At 67.6% G+C, this 14,026-nt stretch carries 17 protein-coding genes; 1 reads left to right on the plus strand and 16 read right to left on the minus strand.

Annotation, left to right across the window (positions count from 1 at the left end; translation table 11 throughout):
- Positions 1-2: 2 nt before the first annotated feature.
- The 16 genes from rpsC to ACIQJT_RS30080 all read right to left on the minus strand — a co-directional run bounded on the left by rpsC (position 3) and on the right by ACIQJT_RS30080 (position 12,914).
- Positions 3-824 (minus strand): 30S ribosomal protein S3, encoded by an 822-nt coding sequence (gene rpsC, locus ACIQJT_RS30005; protein ID WP_014674374.1) that lies wholly within the window; start codon positions 822-824, stop codon positions 3-5.
- Positions 824-1,171, minus strand: a complete 348-nt coding sequence (rplV, locus tag ACIQJT_RS30010) for a 50S ribosomal protein L22 (protein WP_003974262.1) — start codon at positions 1,169-1,171, stop codon at positions 824-826. The genes rpsC and rplV overlap by 1 nt, the downstream gene beginning before the upstream one ends.
- Positions 1,172-1,215: 44 nt before the next feature.
- Positions 1,216-1,497 (minus strand): 30S ribosomal protein S19, encoded by a 282-nt coding sequence (gene rpsS, locus ACIQJT_RS30015; RefSeq protein ID WP_007384069.1) that lies wholly within the window; start codon positions 1,495-1,497, stop codon positions 1,216-1,218.
- 12 nt (positions 1,498-1,509) lie between these two features.
- On the minus strand, positions 1,510-2,346 hold the full coding sequence (rplB, locus tag ACIQJT_RS30020; protein WP_007384068.1) for a 50S ribosomal protein L2: 837 nt from the start codon (positions 2,344-2,346) through the stop codon (positions 1,510-1,512).
- A 38-nt stretch (positions 2,347-2,384) separates the two neighbouring features.
- Entirely contained in the window at positions 2,385-2,804 is a 420-nt protein-coding gene (gene rplW, locus ACIQJT_RS30025; protein ID WP_053846787.1) for a 50S ribosomal protein L23, read from the minus strand.
- The gene (gene rplD, locus ACIQJT_RS30030; protein WP_053846788.1) at positions 2,804-3,460 is read right to left on the minus strand and encodes a 50S ribosomal protein L4; all 657 of its coding nucleotides are present in this window, start codon (positions 3,458-3,460) and stop codon (positions 2,804-2,806) included. Before rplD ends, rplW begins: the two co-directional genes overlap by 1 nt.
- Before the next feature lie 4 nt (positions 3,461-3,464).
- Positions 3,465-4,109, minus strand: a complete 645-nt coding sequence (gene rplC, locus ACIQJT_RS30035; protein ID WP_007384065.1) for a 50S ribosomal protein L3 — start codon at positions 4,107-4,109, stop codon at positions 3,465-3,467.
- Between the two features lie 17 nt (positions 4,110-4,126).
- The gene (gene rpsJ, locus ACIQJT_RS30040; RefSeq protein WP_003948644.1) at positions 4,127-4,435 is read right to left on the minus strand and encodes a 30S ribosomal protein S10; all 309 of its coding nucleotides are present in this window, start codon (positions 4,433-4,435) and stop codon (positions 4,127-4,129) included.
- Between the two features lie 465 nt (positions 4,436-4,900).
- Positions 4,901-5,728, minus strand: a complete 828-nt coding sequence (locus tag ACIQJT_RS30045; protein ID WP_402648759.1) for a hypothetical protein — start codon at positions 5,726-5,728, stop codon at positions 4,901-4,903.
- Positions 5,729-5,801: 73 nt separating this feature from the next.
- Positions 5,802-6,107: a hypothetical protein gene (locus ACIQJT_RS30050; protein ID WP_365456137.1), complete on the minus strand. Its 306-nt coding sequence runs from the start codon at positions 6,105-6,107 to the stop codon at positions 5,802-5,804.
- Between the two features lie 74 nt (positions 6,108-6,181).
- Complete coding sequence (locus tag ACIQJT_RS30055) at positions 6,182-7,351, minus strand: acyltransferase family protein (RefSeq protein WP_402648762.1); 1,170 nt, start codon at positions 7,349-7,351, stop codon at positions 6,182-6,184.
- Between the two features lie 332 nt (positions 7,352-7,683).
- The gene (tuf, locus tag ACIQJT_RS30060) at positions 7,684-8,877 is read right to left on the minus strand and encodes an elongation factor Tu (RefSeq protein ID WP_007384061.1); all 1,194 of its coding nucleotides are present in this window, start codon (positions 8,875-8,877) and stop codon (positions 7,684-7,686) included.
- Positions 8,878-9,031: 154 nt separating this feature from the next.
- Positions 9,032-11,158, minus strand: a complete 2,127-nt coding sequence (fusA, locus tag ACIQJT_RS30065; RefSeq protein WP_365456144.1) for an elongation factor G — start codon at positions 11,156-11,158, stop codon at positions 9,032-9,034.
- Between the two features lie 39 nt (positions 11,159-11,197).
- On the minus strand, positions 11,198-11,668 hold the full coding sequence (gene rpsG / locus ACIQJT_RS30070) for a 30S ribosomal protein S7 (RefSeq protein ID WP_007384059.1): 471 nt from the start codon (positions 11,666-11,668) through the stop codon (positions 11,198-11,200).
- A 2-nt stretch (positions 11,669-11,670) separates the two neighbouring features.
- On the minus strand, positions 11,671-12,042 hold the full coding sequence (gene rpsL, locus ACIQJT_RS30075; RefSeq protein ID WP_003948652.1) for a 30S ribosomal protein S12: 372 nt from the start codon (positions 12,040-12,042) through the stop codon (positions 11,671-11,673).
- A gap of 323 nt (positions 12,043-12,365) precedes the next feature.
- Positions 12,366-12,914: a DUF1707 and DUF4190 domain-containing protein gene (locus ACIQJT_RS30080; protein ID WP_402648765.1), complete on the minus strand. Its 549-nt coding sequence runs from the start codon at positions 12,912-12,914 to the stop codon at positions 12,366-12,368.
- Positions 12,915-13,263: 349 nt separating this feature from the next.
- Between ACIQJT_RS30080 and ACIQJT_RS30085 the strand changes: the two genes are divergently transcribed.
- The gene (locus tag ACIQJT_RS30085; RefSeq protein WP_402648890.1) at positions 13,264-13,980 is read left to right on the plus strand and encodes a Crp/Fnr family transcriptional regulator; all 717 of its coding nucleotides are present in this window, start codon (positions 13,264-13,266) and stop codon (positions 13,978-13,980) included.
- Positions 13,981-14,026: the final 46 nt, after the last annotated feature.

Genomic DNA, 14,026 nt, shown 5'->3' on the forward strand with positions numbered 1-14,026 from the left:
GGTCAGGCCTCCGTTCCGGTGCTCTCAGCCGGAGCGGCGGCGGGAGCCTCGGCCTTGGGGGCCTCGGCGCCGGCAGCCTGCTGCGGCTTGCGACCGCGCCGCTCGCCACCGCGGCCACCACGGGCCGGGCGGTCGGCACCACCGCGGGCCGGGCGGTTACCCGCACGGGCCGCAGCGTTCTCGGCGCGGACCTCGGCGATGTTCTTGACGTCGCCCTTGTAGATCCAGACCTTCACACCGATGCGGCCGAAGGTCGTCTTGGCCTCGAAGAAGCCGTAGTCCACGTTCGCGCGGAGCGTGTGCAGGGGCACGCGGCCCTCGCGGTAGAACTCCGAGCGGGACATCTCGGCGCCGCCGAGGCGGCCACCGCACTGGATCTTGATGCCCTTGGCGCCGGCCTTCATGGCGGACTGCATGCTCTTGCGCATGGCCCGACGGAAGGAGACGCGGGAGGAGAGCTGCTCGGCGACGGCCTGGGCAACCAGCTGAGCGTCGGTCTCGGGGTTCTTGACCTCGAGGATGTTCAGCTGGACCTGCTTGCCCGTGAGCTTCTCGAGGTCACCGCGGATGCGGTCGGCCTCGGCGCCACGGCGGCCGATGACGATGCCCGGACGCGCGGTGTGGATGTCCACGCGGACGCGGTCACGGGTGCGCTCGATCTCCACCTTCGAGATGCCGGCGCGCTCCATGCCGGACGTCATCATCCGACGGATGGCGACGTCTTCCTTGACGTAGTCCTTGTACAGCTTGTCGGCGTACCACCGGGACTTGAAGTCCGTGGTGACACCGAGCCGGAACCCATGCGGGTTAACCTTCTGGCCCATTACCGGGTTCCTTCCTTGCTGCTGACGACCACGGTGATGTGGCTGGTCCGCTTGCGGATCCGGTAGGCACGGCCCTGGGCGCGCGGCCGGAACCGCTTCAGGGTCGGGCCCTCGTCGACGTACGCCTCGGAGATGAAGAGGCTGTCGGCGTCGGTGTGGTCGTAGTTGTGCGCGGCGTTGGCGATGGCGCTGTCGAGCACCTTGCCGACGGGCACTGAGGCGGCCTGCGGAGCGAATCGCAGGACCGCCTGAGCCTCCGTGGCGTCCATGCCACGGATAAGGTCCACCACGCGGCGGGCCTTCATGGGCGTAACGCGGATGTACCGCGCCTGGGCCCTGGCTTCCATGGTTGTCCCTCTCAGTTACTTACGTGTCTGAATGCGATCCGCGTTTAGCGGCGCTTCGACTTCCGGTCGTCCTTGACGTGACCCCGGAAGGTGCGCGTCGGCGAGAACTCGCCGAGCTTGTGGCCGACCATCGACTCGGTGACGAACACCGGGATGTGGGTCTTGCCGTTGTGCACCGCGATCGTGTGGCCGAGCATGGCCGGGACGATCATCGAGCGACGGGACCAGGTCTTGATGACGTTCTTGGAACCGGCTTCGTTCTGGGCGTCCACCTTCTTGATCAGGTGGTCGTCGACGAAGGGCCCCTTCTTGAGACTGCGCGGCATCTAAACCCGCTCCTAGCGCTTCTTGTTCGTCTTGCGGCGGCGGACGATGTACTTGTTCGAAGCCTTCTTCGGCGAACGAGTACGACCTTCCTTCTGACCCCAGGGGCTGACCGGGTGGCGACCACCGGAGGTCTTGCCCTCACCACCACCGTGGGGGTGGTCAACCGGGTTCATCGCCACACCGCGGACGGTCGGGCGGACGCCCAGCCAGCGCTTGCGGCCGGCCTTACCCCAGTTGATGTTGCTCTGCTCGGCGTTGCCGACCTCGCCGACCGTGGCGCGGCAGCGCTGGTCGACCAGGCGGATCTCACCGGAGGGCATGCGGAGGTGGGCCATCGTGCCCTCCTTCGCGAGCAGCTGCACGGAGGCACCGGCGGAGCGGGCGAACTTGGCGCCGCCACCGGGACGGAGCTCGATCGCGTGGATCGTGGTACCGACCGGGATGTTGCGGAGCGCCAGGTTGTTGCCCGGCTTGATGTCGGCCCCGGGACCGTTCTCGACGCGGTCACCCTGCTGCAGGTTGCGCGGGGCGAGGATGTAGCGCTTCTCGCCGTCGGCGTAGTGCAGCAGCGCGATGCGCGCGGTGCGGTTGGGGTCGTACTCGATGTGCGCGACCTTCGCCGGCACGCCGTCCTTGTCATGGCGACGGAAGTCGATGACACGGTAGGCGCGCTTGTGTCCGCCACCCTGGTGGCGAACGGTCACACGACCGGCGTTGTTACGGCCGCCCTTGCTGTGCAGCGGGCGGACCAGCGACTTCTCCGGCGTGGACCGCGTGACCTCGACGAAGTCGGCGACGCTGGAGCCGCGACGGCCCGGCGTAGTCGGCTTGTACTTGCGGATTCCCATTTCTCAGTCCTCGTCCGATATCGGACGATCCGACCCGCTTACGCGGTCGGACCGCCGAAGATGTCGATACGGTCGCCCTCGGCAAGGGTCACGATCGCGCGCTTGCTGTCGGCACGCTTGCCGAAGCCGGTGCGGGTCCGCTTGCGCTTGCCCTGGCGGTTGATCGTGTTCACCCCGGTGACCTTGACCGAGAAGACCGCCTGGACGGCCTGCTTGATCTGGGTCTTGTTGGCGCCGGGGGCCACGATGAACGTGTACTTGCCCTCGTCGAGAAGCGCGTAGCTCTTCTCGGACACGACCGGCTTCAGCAGGACGTCACGGGGGTCCGTGAAGGCCTTGCTCGCCGGCGTGACGACGGTGTTCTTGCCCTCGGCGGCGTGGCGGCGCGCCTTGGCGACGCGCGCGGCCTTGGCGGCCTTCGCAGCCTTGGAGGCGATGCTCGGGTGACGCGTAGCCATCAGGCCTCGCTCCCTTCGGTGTCGTTGGCCTTCGGGCCGGACACGAAGGACTCGAAGGCGGCCTGGGTGAAGACCACGTCGTCCGAGACGAGAACGTCGTACGTGTTCAGCTGGCCCGGCTCCAGGATGTGGACCTGGGGCAGGTTGCGGGCGGACAGCCACGCGGCCTCGTCGGCGCGGTCGACGACCAGGAGCAGGTTCTTGCGCTCCGAGATCTTGCCGAACAGCGACTTGGCGGCCTTCGTGGAGGGGGTCGCGCCCTCGACCACGCCGGAGACGACGTGGATGCGGTTGTGGCGGGCCCGGTCGGTGAGGGCGTGGCGCAGGGCCGCGGCCTTCATCTTCTTGGGCGTCCGCTGCGAGTAGTCACGCGGCACGGGGCCGTGGACGACGCCACCGCCGGCGAACTGCGGCGCACGGGTCGAACCCTGACGGGCGCGGCCGGTGCCCTTCTGGCGGTACGGCTTCTTGCCGCCACCACGGACCTCGCCACGCGTCTTGGTCTTGTGCGTGCCCTGGCGGGCAGCGGCCAGCTGCGCGACGACGACCTGGTGGATCAGCGGGATGCTGACCTTCTCGACGTCGAAGATCTCGGCCGGGAGCTCGACGGTCCCGGCGGTGTCGCCGGAGGGCGACAGAATGTCAATGGTGCTCATATCCTCAGGCCCCCTTGGCCGCGGTGCGGACCAGGACGAGGCCGCCGTTCGGACCAGGAACCGCACCCTTGATGAGGAGCAGGCCCTTCTCCGCGTCAACGGCGTGAACGGTCAGGTTCTGGGTGGTGACCCGCTCGTTGCCCATGCGACCCGCCATGCGGAGGCCCTTGAACACGCGGCCCGGGGTGGCGCAGCCACCGATGGAACCGGGAGAGCGGTGCTTGCGCTGGGTGCCGTGACCGGCGCCGAGGCCCTTGAAGTTGTGACGCTTCATGACACCGGCGAAGCCCTTGCCCTTGCTCTTGCCGGTCACGTCGACCTTGATGCCGGCCTCGAACACCTCGGCGGTGATCTCCTGGCCGAGGGTGTACTCGCTGGCGTCAGCGGTACGGATCTCGACGAGGTGGCGGCGGGGAGTGACGTCGGCCTTGGCGAAGTGGCCCTTGAGGGGCTTGTTCACCTTGCGCGGGTCGATCTCGCCGAACGCGATCTGGACGGACTCGTAGCCGTCGGCGTCGTTCGTACGGACCTGGGTCACGACGTTGGGGCCGGCCTTGACGACGGTGACCGGAACAACACGGTTGTTCTCGTCCCACACCTGCGTCATGCCGAGCTTCTCGCCCAGGATGCCCTTGATCTGCTTAGCCATCGTTCAGATCACCGGCCTCAGAGCTTGATCTCGATGTCGACACCGGCCGGGAGGTCGAGTCGCATCAGAGAGTCAACGGTCTTGGGGGTCGGGTCGAGGATGTCGATCAGGCGCTTGTGCGTGCGCATCTCGAAGTGCTCGCGCGAGTCCTTGTACTTGTGCGGCGACTTGATGACGCAGTACACGTTCTTCTCAGTGGGCAGCGGCACCGGGCCCGCGACCGACGCACCAGTGCGCGTCACCGTCTCGACGATCTTCTTCGCCGAGGAGTCGATGACCTCGTGGTCGTAGGCCTTGAGCCGGATGCGGATCTTCTGTCCCGCCATGGCTACTCAGTAGTCCTGTCTCTCTACAGCTCTGGAACCCGGTGTTCCGTTGACTTCCTCCGACCCACGCGGTCGGGCGTGTCGCACTTCCACTGACACAGATGTCCCTTGTTCGAACATCCCTGCTGGGAATGAACACGGCCCTTCCGGAACCGCAAGCCGGGGACAGAAGCCCACCGGGTGCCTGGCCGGTGCCGCACTGACACTTCCCGAAAGATTCCCGTACGTCCGCCCCAGCGCTGCCTCACGGCAGTTGGAACGACGAGTACTGTGGGACTCGCTTCCGGTCCTCCCGGCGGGAGGCGCGCAGCATCAACACTCGACCGAGCAACCCCGCTAGTCTGCCATACGGGGCAGGGGCCTGGCCAATCGAGCCGGAGACAATACCCCGAGAGTGACGCAGGTCAAACACAGGTCCTGTCCCCGGCCCGCCGCGGGGCTGCTCGTCCCCCCGTGAGCGGCGCGTCAGCGCACGTCCACGTGGTCCCCGCCGCTCGTCGTGGCACCCGTCGTGTCGTTGCCGCCGTACGACCAGCGCCAGGTCCCGTCCTTCGACGCGGTGACCGTGGTCTTCAGGGCGCCGGTGCTGCTCGTCGTGACCTTCTTCACCGTGACGAAGGAGCTGGTGCCCGTCGCACGGAACTGGAGGCTGACCGAACGGCCGCCGTAGCCGCCGTACTTCTTGGTCGCCCAGTCCGCCCGGGTGAGCCTGCCGGTGACGGTGATCTTCCTGCCCTTGACGACCGGCTCCGGCGAGGCGTTCACGGTCACCTTCGACGCCCGCTTGAGCCGGACGGTCAGGGACCGGGTCTCGTGCTCCTCGGCCACGAGGCTCCCACTGGCCCGGAAGAGGCGCAGGGCCACAGCCGTCTTCCAGGTGGTGGCGTCGCCGTTGGAGTCGACGTGCTCCTGGGAGGGGTGCGGGTCGATGTAGAGGGACCCCTCGCACTCGGCCTTCCGGGCGCTCAGCTCGTAGCAGGTGTAGCTGCCCGGCCCGATGTAGTTGTCACCGGTGCCGGCCGCGTGCTCCAGACCTCCCCGGTAGATGAAGGGGAACGCGTCGTACCGGGACGGGTCGCTCGTGCTGTACCCGGACGGCAGGGCGATCTTGAAGGTGAGGGACGGCTCCACCACCGCCGAGGTGCCGACGACGATCGGTCTGCCCTTGTTGATCACGATGTCGGACACGGTGATCCCGGTGTCCTGGGCCTGGGCCGCCGGGGCGTTCAGAAGGGTGAGGGCCAGTGCCCCCACGAGCGCGGCCCCGGTGGCCGTACGTCTGCCAGTGGTCATTACCACCACTTTCATGGTGCGGAAAAAGGAGGAGGCAGACTATCCCATGACCTGATCATGACTTTCGCCCGGACTACGGCCTGCTGGCCAGGGCGGCGAAGACGGCGTAGGCGAGCGGGACCGTGAAGGGTGCCGCCGCCGCGAGGCCCAGGCGGCGGGCGGAGTCGTGGCGCTCCCAGGGCAGCGCCCAGCTCGCCGCCACCAGGAACAGGGCCACAGCCAGGCCCGCCAGCAGCATCGGGAAGGCCACGCCGTAGCTCGCGGCGAAGCGGTCGGCCCGGGCGTAGGCCACCAGGCAGGCGGGGAGCGTGAGCAGGGTCGAGATCAGCGGGGCCGCCCAGGCCCCCTGTGCGCGGTCGTCCAGTGAATTGTCCGGCATGGCACCATCCCAGCGCCCGCCGCGCCCGTGCGCATGAGCGTTCGTACTCAGAACGCACGGTCGCCGTACGGAGTTCAGACGCTCGCGTTCCGCAGCCGGGCGAACGAGGTGTCCAGCCCCCGCTTCAGCACGCGTGCCGCCGGCCGCTCCACGAACCGGTGCACCAGCCAGCTCAGCAGCATGAAAGCGGCGATGAGGCAGACGACCAGGAGGCGGGCGTCCATCGTGTCGCGCAGGCGGTTGATCACCGCCGTACCCGCCGCGTAGTGCATCAGGTAGAGCGGGTAGGTCAGGGCTCCCGCCGTCACCAGCCACTTCCAGCGGACGCCGTCCGTCGCGCCGAGGGCGATGGCGACCATGGCCAGCAGGAACACCGTGAAGATCAGAACACTCCCCCGCCATCCCGACACGTGCTCGACCTCGTCGATCCGGATGCCGAGTTCGCGCTGGCCCATCAGCCAGGCCATCGCCAGGACGCCCCACAGCAGCAGGTCCTGGCCGAAGCGGTGCATCAGGTACAGGGCGAGGCCCGCGATGAAGTACCAGGCGCCCTCGGGGTTCGCGACCAGTTCCAGCAGCGGCAGCTTCGAGATCGGGGCCAGCATCGCCGCGGCGCCCCACACGCAGCAGAAGACGACGACCTTGCGGTAGGTCAGGCCGCTCCACACGACGACCAGGAAGAGGAGGTAGAAGCGCAGCTCCGACCAGAGGGTCCAGTAGACGCCGTCGACGTTCATGACGCCCGAACCCGACTGCAACATCGTGAAGTTGAGGAGGACGTCACGGGTGCGCAGGCGGTCCCAGACGCCCGGCAGGGCCACCAGGACGGCCGTGGTGAAGACGATGGCGAACCAGTACGCCGGGTACAGCCGGATCACCCGGGACGTGAAGAACTGCCGGGGGCTGCGGCCCCAGCAGGACATGCAGATCACGAAGCCGCTGATCACGAAGAAGATCTCGACGCCGATCCAGCCGTAGGAGGCGAACCGGAACACCGTCGGCATGATGTCGGAGACCGGGCGGTCCCAGATGCGGTTGCCGGGCTGGTCGACGCGCCGGGTGCCGGCGTAGTGGTGCACGGCGACCATGAGGGCGGCGAGGAGCCGGATGCCGTCGATGGCGTAGAGCCGACGGCCGGCGCGGTCGCGTACGGCGGCGTGCCGGGCGGGCCGGATCTGCTCGGTGGGCGCGGCGAGGGGCGGAAGGGGCTGTTGCAGGCCGCCGCGGACGATCCGTCGCGGCATCGGCCTTCTGCTCTCCGCGTCCTGCATCGACACCTGCGAGTCCGTCCGTCTCGTGAGGAAACCGGGCCGGGAGTGGCCACCGGGCGCCTCAGGCTACGACCCTCACAACCACCCCACAGCGGCCAGACAAGACCATTCGGGACGGCCTCGCGCGACAGTTGGCCGAAGCCTCGGGAAGACGTCCACCGGAGTTCGCCCACTCTTCACCCGCCCCGCGGGCAACCCCCCCAAAAGGCGAAGGGGCCCGTACGACCGAAGTCGTACGGGCCCCTTCAGAGACCTGCGAGTCCACAGACCTACGGGTCTCGGAGACCTACCGGGTCAGAACAAGATCAGGCGGTGATCTTGGTGACCTGGCCGGCGCCGACCGTCCGGCCACCCTCACGGATGGCGAACTTCAGGCCCTCTTCCATGGCGACGGGCTGGATGAGCTCCACCTTCATCTCGGTGTTGTCACCCGGCATGACCATCTCGGTGCCCTCGGGGAGGGTCACGACGCCGGTCACGTCCGTCGTACGGAAGTAGAACTGCGGACGGTAGTTGTTGAAGAACGGCGTGTGGCGGCCACCCTCGTCCTTGGAGAGGATGTAGGCCTGGGCCTCGAACTGGGTGTGCGGCGTGACCGAACCCGGCTTGATGATGACCTGGCCGCGCTCGACGTCCTCGCGCTTGATGCCACGGAGCAGCAGACCGACGTTCTCACCGGCCTGGCCCTCGTCGAGCAGCTTGCGGAACATCTCGATGCCGGTGACCGTGGTGGTGGTCTTCTCGGTCTTGATGCCGATGATGTCGACGGTCTCGTTGACCTTGAGGACACCACGCTCGATACGACCGGTGACGACGGTGCCACGACCGGTGATCGTGAAGACGTCCTCGATCGGCATCAGGAACGGCTTGTCGACGTCACGCTCGGGCTGCGGGATCGCCTCGTCGACGGCGGCCATCAGGTCCAGGACCGACTGGCCCCACTCCTTGTCGCCCTCGAGAGCCTTGAGCGCCGAGACCTTGACGACGGGAACGTCGTCGCCCGGGAACTCGTACTCGGAGAGGAGCTCACGCACCTCGAGCTCGACGAGCTCCAGGATCTCCTCGTCGTCCACCATGTCGGCCTTGTTCAGGGCGACGACGATGTACGGAACGCCGACCTGGCGGGCCAGGAGCACGTGCTCCTTGGTCTGCGGCATCGGGCCGTCGGTGGCGGCGACCACGAGGATGGCGCCGTCCATCTGGGCAGCACCGGTGATCATGTTCTTGATGTAGTCCGCGTGACCGGGGCAGTCGACGTGGGCGTAGTGACGCGTCTCGGTCTGGTACTCGACGTGCGCGATGGAGATGGTGATACCGCGCTGGCGCTCCTCGGGAGCCTTGTCGATCTGGTCGAAGGCCGAGGCCTCGTTCAGGTCCGGGTACGCGTCGTGCAGCACCTTGGTAATGGCGGCCGTGAGGGTCGTCTTACCGTGGTCGATGTGACCGATGGTGCCGATGTTGACGTGGGGCTTAGTCCGCTCGAACTTCGCCTTCGCCACGGGGTCCTCCTGTGGAGTGGTTCTGAACGCCTTGCTTCATCGGCGCCAGGTGATCTTTGCTGGAAAGCCTCGGCCCGGGGGCACTCCCCCACGAATGCGGGTGAATGCCCCTCCGGGCTCCGGAGTCAAGCCTAAAGCGTGCGAACGCGGTGCGTTACTCGCCCTTGGCCTTCGCGATGATCTCCTCGGCGACGTTCCGCGGAACCTCGGCGTAGGAGTCGAACTGCATCGAGTAGCTTGCGCGACCCGACGTCTTGCTGCGGAGGTCTCCGACGTAGCCGAACATCTCCGAGAGGGGCACGAGGCCCTTCACGACGCGGGCACCGGCCCGCTCCTCCATGGCCTGGATCTGACCACGGCGGGAGTTGATGTCGCCGATGACCTCACCCATGTAGTCCTCGGGCGTGGTGACCTCGACGGCCATCATCGGCTCGAGCAGCACGGGGCTGGCCTTGCGCGCGGCCTCCTTGAAGGCCTGCGAGCCGGCGATCTTGAACGCGAGCTCGGAGGAGTCCACCTCATGGTAGGCGCCGTCGAGAAGCGTGACGCGGACGCCCGTCATCTCGTACCCGGCGAGGATGCCGAACTGCATGGCCTCCTGCGCACCGGCGTCCACCGAAGGGATGTACTCCTTCGGGATACGGCCACCGGTCACCTTGTTCACGAACTCGTACGAGGCGTCGCCGCCCTCGATCGGCTCGATCGCGATCTGCACCTTGGCGAACTGGCCGGTACCACCAGTCTGCTTCTTGTGCGTGTAGTCGACGCGCTCGACGGCCTTGCGGATCGTCTCGCGGTACGCGACCTGCGGCTTGCCGACGTTGGCCTCGACCTTGAACTCACGGCGCATACGGTCGACCAGCACCTCGAGGTGCAGCTCGCCCATACCACCGATGATGGTCTGGCCGGTCTCCTCGTCCGAGTGGACCTGGAAGGAGGGGTCCTCCTCCGCGAGACGCTGGATGGCGACACCCAGCTTCTCCTGGTCACCCTTGGACTTGGGCTCGATGGCGACCTGGATGACCGGCGCCGGGAAGTCCATGGACTCCAGGATCACCGGCTGCTTGTCGTCGCACAGCGTCTCACCGGTCGTGGTCTGCTTCAGACCCATCACGGCGATGATGTCGCCGGCGCCCACCGAGTCGATCTCCTCACGCTTGTTCGCGTGCATGCGGTAGATCTTGCCGATGCGCTCCTTCTTGCCCTTGACGGAGTTCAGCACCGCGGTGCCGGACTCCAGGCGGCCCGAGTAGACCCGGACGAAGGTGAGCTTGCCGAGGTGCGGGTCGCTCATGATCTTGAACGCCAGCGCGGACAGCGGCTCGTCGTCGGACGGCTTGCGCTTGACGATCTCCTCCGCGTCGTTCACGGCGTGGCCCTCGATGGCCTCGACGTCGAGCGGCGTGGGGAGGTAGCGCACGACCGCGTCGAGCAGGGGCTGGACGCCCTTGTTCTTGAACGCGGTGCCGCAGAACACCGGGGTGACCGTGGTGTCCTTGGACTTGCCGGACGCGATGGTGATGCGACGGATCGCCGCGTAGAGCTGCTCCTCGGTGGGCTCCTCGCCCTCCAGGTACAGCTCCATGATCTCTTCGTCGTTCTCGGCGACGGCCTCGATGAGCTTGCCGCGGTACTCCTCGGCAGCCTCGGTGTGCGTGGCCGGGATGTCGACGGTGTCGTACATCTCGCCCTTGGCCGCCTCGGCGGACCACACGAGCGCCTTCATGGTGACGAGGTCGACGACACCCTTGAAGTCGGCCTCGGCGCCGATCGGCAGCTGCATGACGAGCGGCTGGGCGCCCAGGCGGTCCGAGATCATGTCCACGCAGCGGTGGAACTCGGCGCCGGTACGGTCCAGCTTGTTGACGAAGCAGATGCGGGGCACGCCGTAACGGTCGGCCTGACGCCACACCGTCTCGGACTGCGGCTCCACGCCGGCGACGCCGTCGAACACCGTCACGGCACCGTCGAGAACGCGGAGCGAACGCTCCACCTCGACGGTGAAGTCGACGTGACCCGGGGTGTCGATGATGTTGATGGTGTGGTCGACGCCGTCGAGCGGCCAGTGACAGGTGGTGGCAGCAGAGGTGATCGTGATGCCACGCTCCTGCTCCTGCTCCATCCAGTCCATGGTGGCGGCGCCGTCGTGGACCTCACCGATCTTGTACGAAACGCCGGTGTAGAACAGGATCCGCTCGGTGGTGGTCGTCTTGCCCGCGTCGATGTGGGCCATGATCCCAATGTTGCGGACCCTGGCCAGGTCAAGCGAAGTGGTAGCCATAAGGCTTCAGTCTTCTCTCGGTCTCGATGGGGTCTGCGACTACCAGCGGTAGTGCGCGAAGGCCTTGTTGGACTCGGCCATCTTGTGCGTGTCCTCGCGCTTCTTGACGGCCGCGCCGAGGCCGTTCGAGGCGTCGAGAAGCTCGTTGAGCAGACGCTCGGTCATGGTCTTCTCGCGACGGGCGCGGGAGTAACCGACCAGCCAGCGCAGCGCCAGCGTGTTGGCGCGGCCGGGCTTGACCTCGACCGGCACCTGGTAGGTGGCGCCACCGACACGGCGGGACTTGACCTCAAGGGTCGGCTTGATGTTCTCGAGCGCGCGCTTGAGGGTGATGACCGGGTCGTTGCTGGTCTTCTCGCGCAGGCCCTCCATGGCGCCGTACACGATGCGCTCGGCGGTGGAGCGCTTGCCGTTCAGCAGCACCTTGTTGATCAGGGAGGTGACAAGAGGAGAACCGTAGACCGGGTCGATGATGACCGGGCGCTTCGGGGCGGGGCCCTTACGAGGCATTCTTACTTCTCCTTCTTGGCGCCGTAGCGGCTGCGGGCCTGCTTGCGGTTCTTGACACCCTGGGTGTCGAGCGAACCGCGGATGATCTTGTAGCGAACACCGGGCAGGTCCTTCACACGGCCGCCGCGCACGAGCACGATGGAGTGCTCCTGCAGGTTGTGTCCCTCACCCGGAATGTAAGCAGTGACCTCGATCCCGCTGGTCAGACGCACACGCGCGACCTTACGCAGGGCCGAGTTCGGCTTCTTCGGGGTGGTCGTGAACACACGCGTGCAGACGCCGCGACGCTGAGGGGAACCCTCGAGTGCGGGCGTCTTGTTCTTCTCGACCTTGTCCTGCCGGCCCTTGCGGACCAGCTGCTGGATCGTAGGCACTACTTCTCCGGTTTCTGTGTGCCGAATGGTGAAGCTAACCTGGAACGTCGCCGACCCACGCGGTCGGGTGTGTCGAATCCGGCGGACTCCCGCCGCAAGGCGAAAAGGGCGCAGATTACGGTGGCCGCTCACGGCCCCCCTAGTGCGGTTCAAGGCACGCACGGGAGCCAGGGCACACCCCAGGCACAAGGTCTGAGCGTACCCAGCTCATTCGCTGCGGTCAAAACAGATGGCCGCCGGCACCCTCGGGGAGCGGTCGATGTCAAGCCCCTACGCCGTGGACGATCTTCGATTTCACACGGCGCACACGTGCGGGAAGCCGCTCACCCCGAGGCGAGCCCCACCGCGACCAGCAGCGTCATCATGACCGACCACGCGGCGATCGACAGCCAGCCGAACACCAGCCCGGTCAGCGCCAGCCCGTCCCCGCTCTCCCCCGTCCGCTCGATCTCCGCCCGTGCCGCGTGCCCGAGGATCACCGCCGGAATCCCGGTGAACCCGAAGGTCGGCACGCACAGCAGCCCGCACACCGCGGCTCCGACCGCCTTCCCGTTCGCCCGCGGCCGCGGGGCGGGCAGGAACGTCCGCGGTACGGCCGTGACGGGCGCCGGCTGCGGCACGGGGCCCACCGGCAGGTCGGACACGAGCAGCGCCAGCTCCCCCACGGTCCGCGCCGCGTACGCCCGCTCCACCCGCTTGTCGAACTCCCCCTTCTCCAGCCGCCCCTCCCCGTACCCGGCCCGCAACACGTCGACGGCCCGCTCCCGATCGGCATGCGAGGCGAGCATGGCGGAGGCGGCGGGCTGCGGCGCGGCGTACCCCGGCCAGGGACGGGCAACGGGGGCATGCGCACCGGACCAGGCCCCCGCCACCGGACCGTCCCTGCCCGGCCCTGACGGCGACTCCTCGTTCCCCTGCCACGGTTGCCACGACGGTTGCGACACAGGAGCACCCCCTGGGCGGTCGAATGCCTCCATGATGCTCCAACGCTGCGATACCGGGACAGGTTCCCGCATCCCGAAGCGGAAACACCCACGGGGTTCAGCGCCTCGACCGCCCCGGCCTCGAATGAACGCCTTCATCACCCCGGCAATCGCGTACGCCGACGGCGCGTCGGCCACGACGGCCGGTTGTCGCCCGTTTCCCGAACCGGCGCTTCAAGTACGTTGACTGGTTGCGGAATCAACGGCATCCGTGCAGGTGAAGGAGGGGGCAGGGGAGATGGCCGGGGGACAGACGCAAACATGGGACGACAGCGGTTTCGACGACAAGGTTCCTTTCCTCGCTCGTCTCGAGAAAGAGGACAGGGCCGCCCTGCTCGGCATCGGCCGGCCGCTGAGCTATCCGGCCCGCGGTGTCGTCATGCGCCAGAACGAACCGTCCACCCACGTGCTGCTGCTTCTGCACGGGTGGACCAAGGTCACGGTGATCGCAGTCAACGGCTACGAGGCCCTACTCGCCCTGCGCGGCCCGGGTGACATAGTCGGCGAGGGTGCTGCACTCAGCAGGCGCTTGCGTTCGGCGACGGTCACCGCGCTGGAGCCGGTCGAAGCGGTCGTCGTCGAGGAGAAGCGCTTCACTGCGTTCCTCGCCGACAACGCACGGGTGGCCCTGCAGTTGCTGGGCCTCACCACGGACCGACAGCGCTCCACGGACCGTCGTCGACTGGAATGGGCCGCTCTGTCGGTGCGCGAGCGGCTGGCCGCCCTGTTGCTCGAACTCGTGCGCACGCACGGCCGGCACACGGACGCGGGGATAGAACTCACCATCGGCCTCAGCCAGCAGGAGTTCGCGGGCTCGGTCGGTTCCTCGCGCGAGGCGGTCGCTCGCCTGCTCAAGGACCTGCGCAGCCGCGAGATCGTCATCACCGATCGCCGCCGCATCGTCGTGCTCCGTCCCGACGTGCTGCGCCGCATCGTCACCGGCGGCGCGGCCTGACACACGGGTCCCGTCTCCCGTCCCGTCTGTGCACACGGTCACAGTT

The organism is Streptomyces sp. NPDC091972 (assembly GCF_044756385.1).
GTDB lineage: Bacteria > Actinomycetota > Actinomycetes > Streptomycetales > Streptomycetaceae > Streptomyces.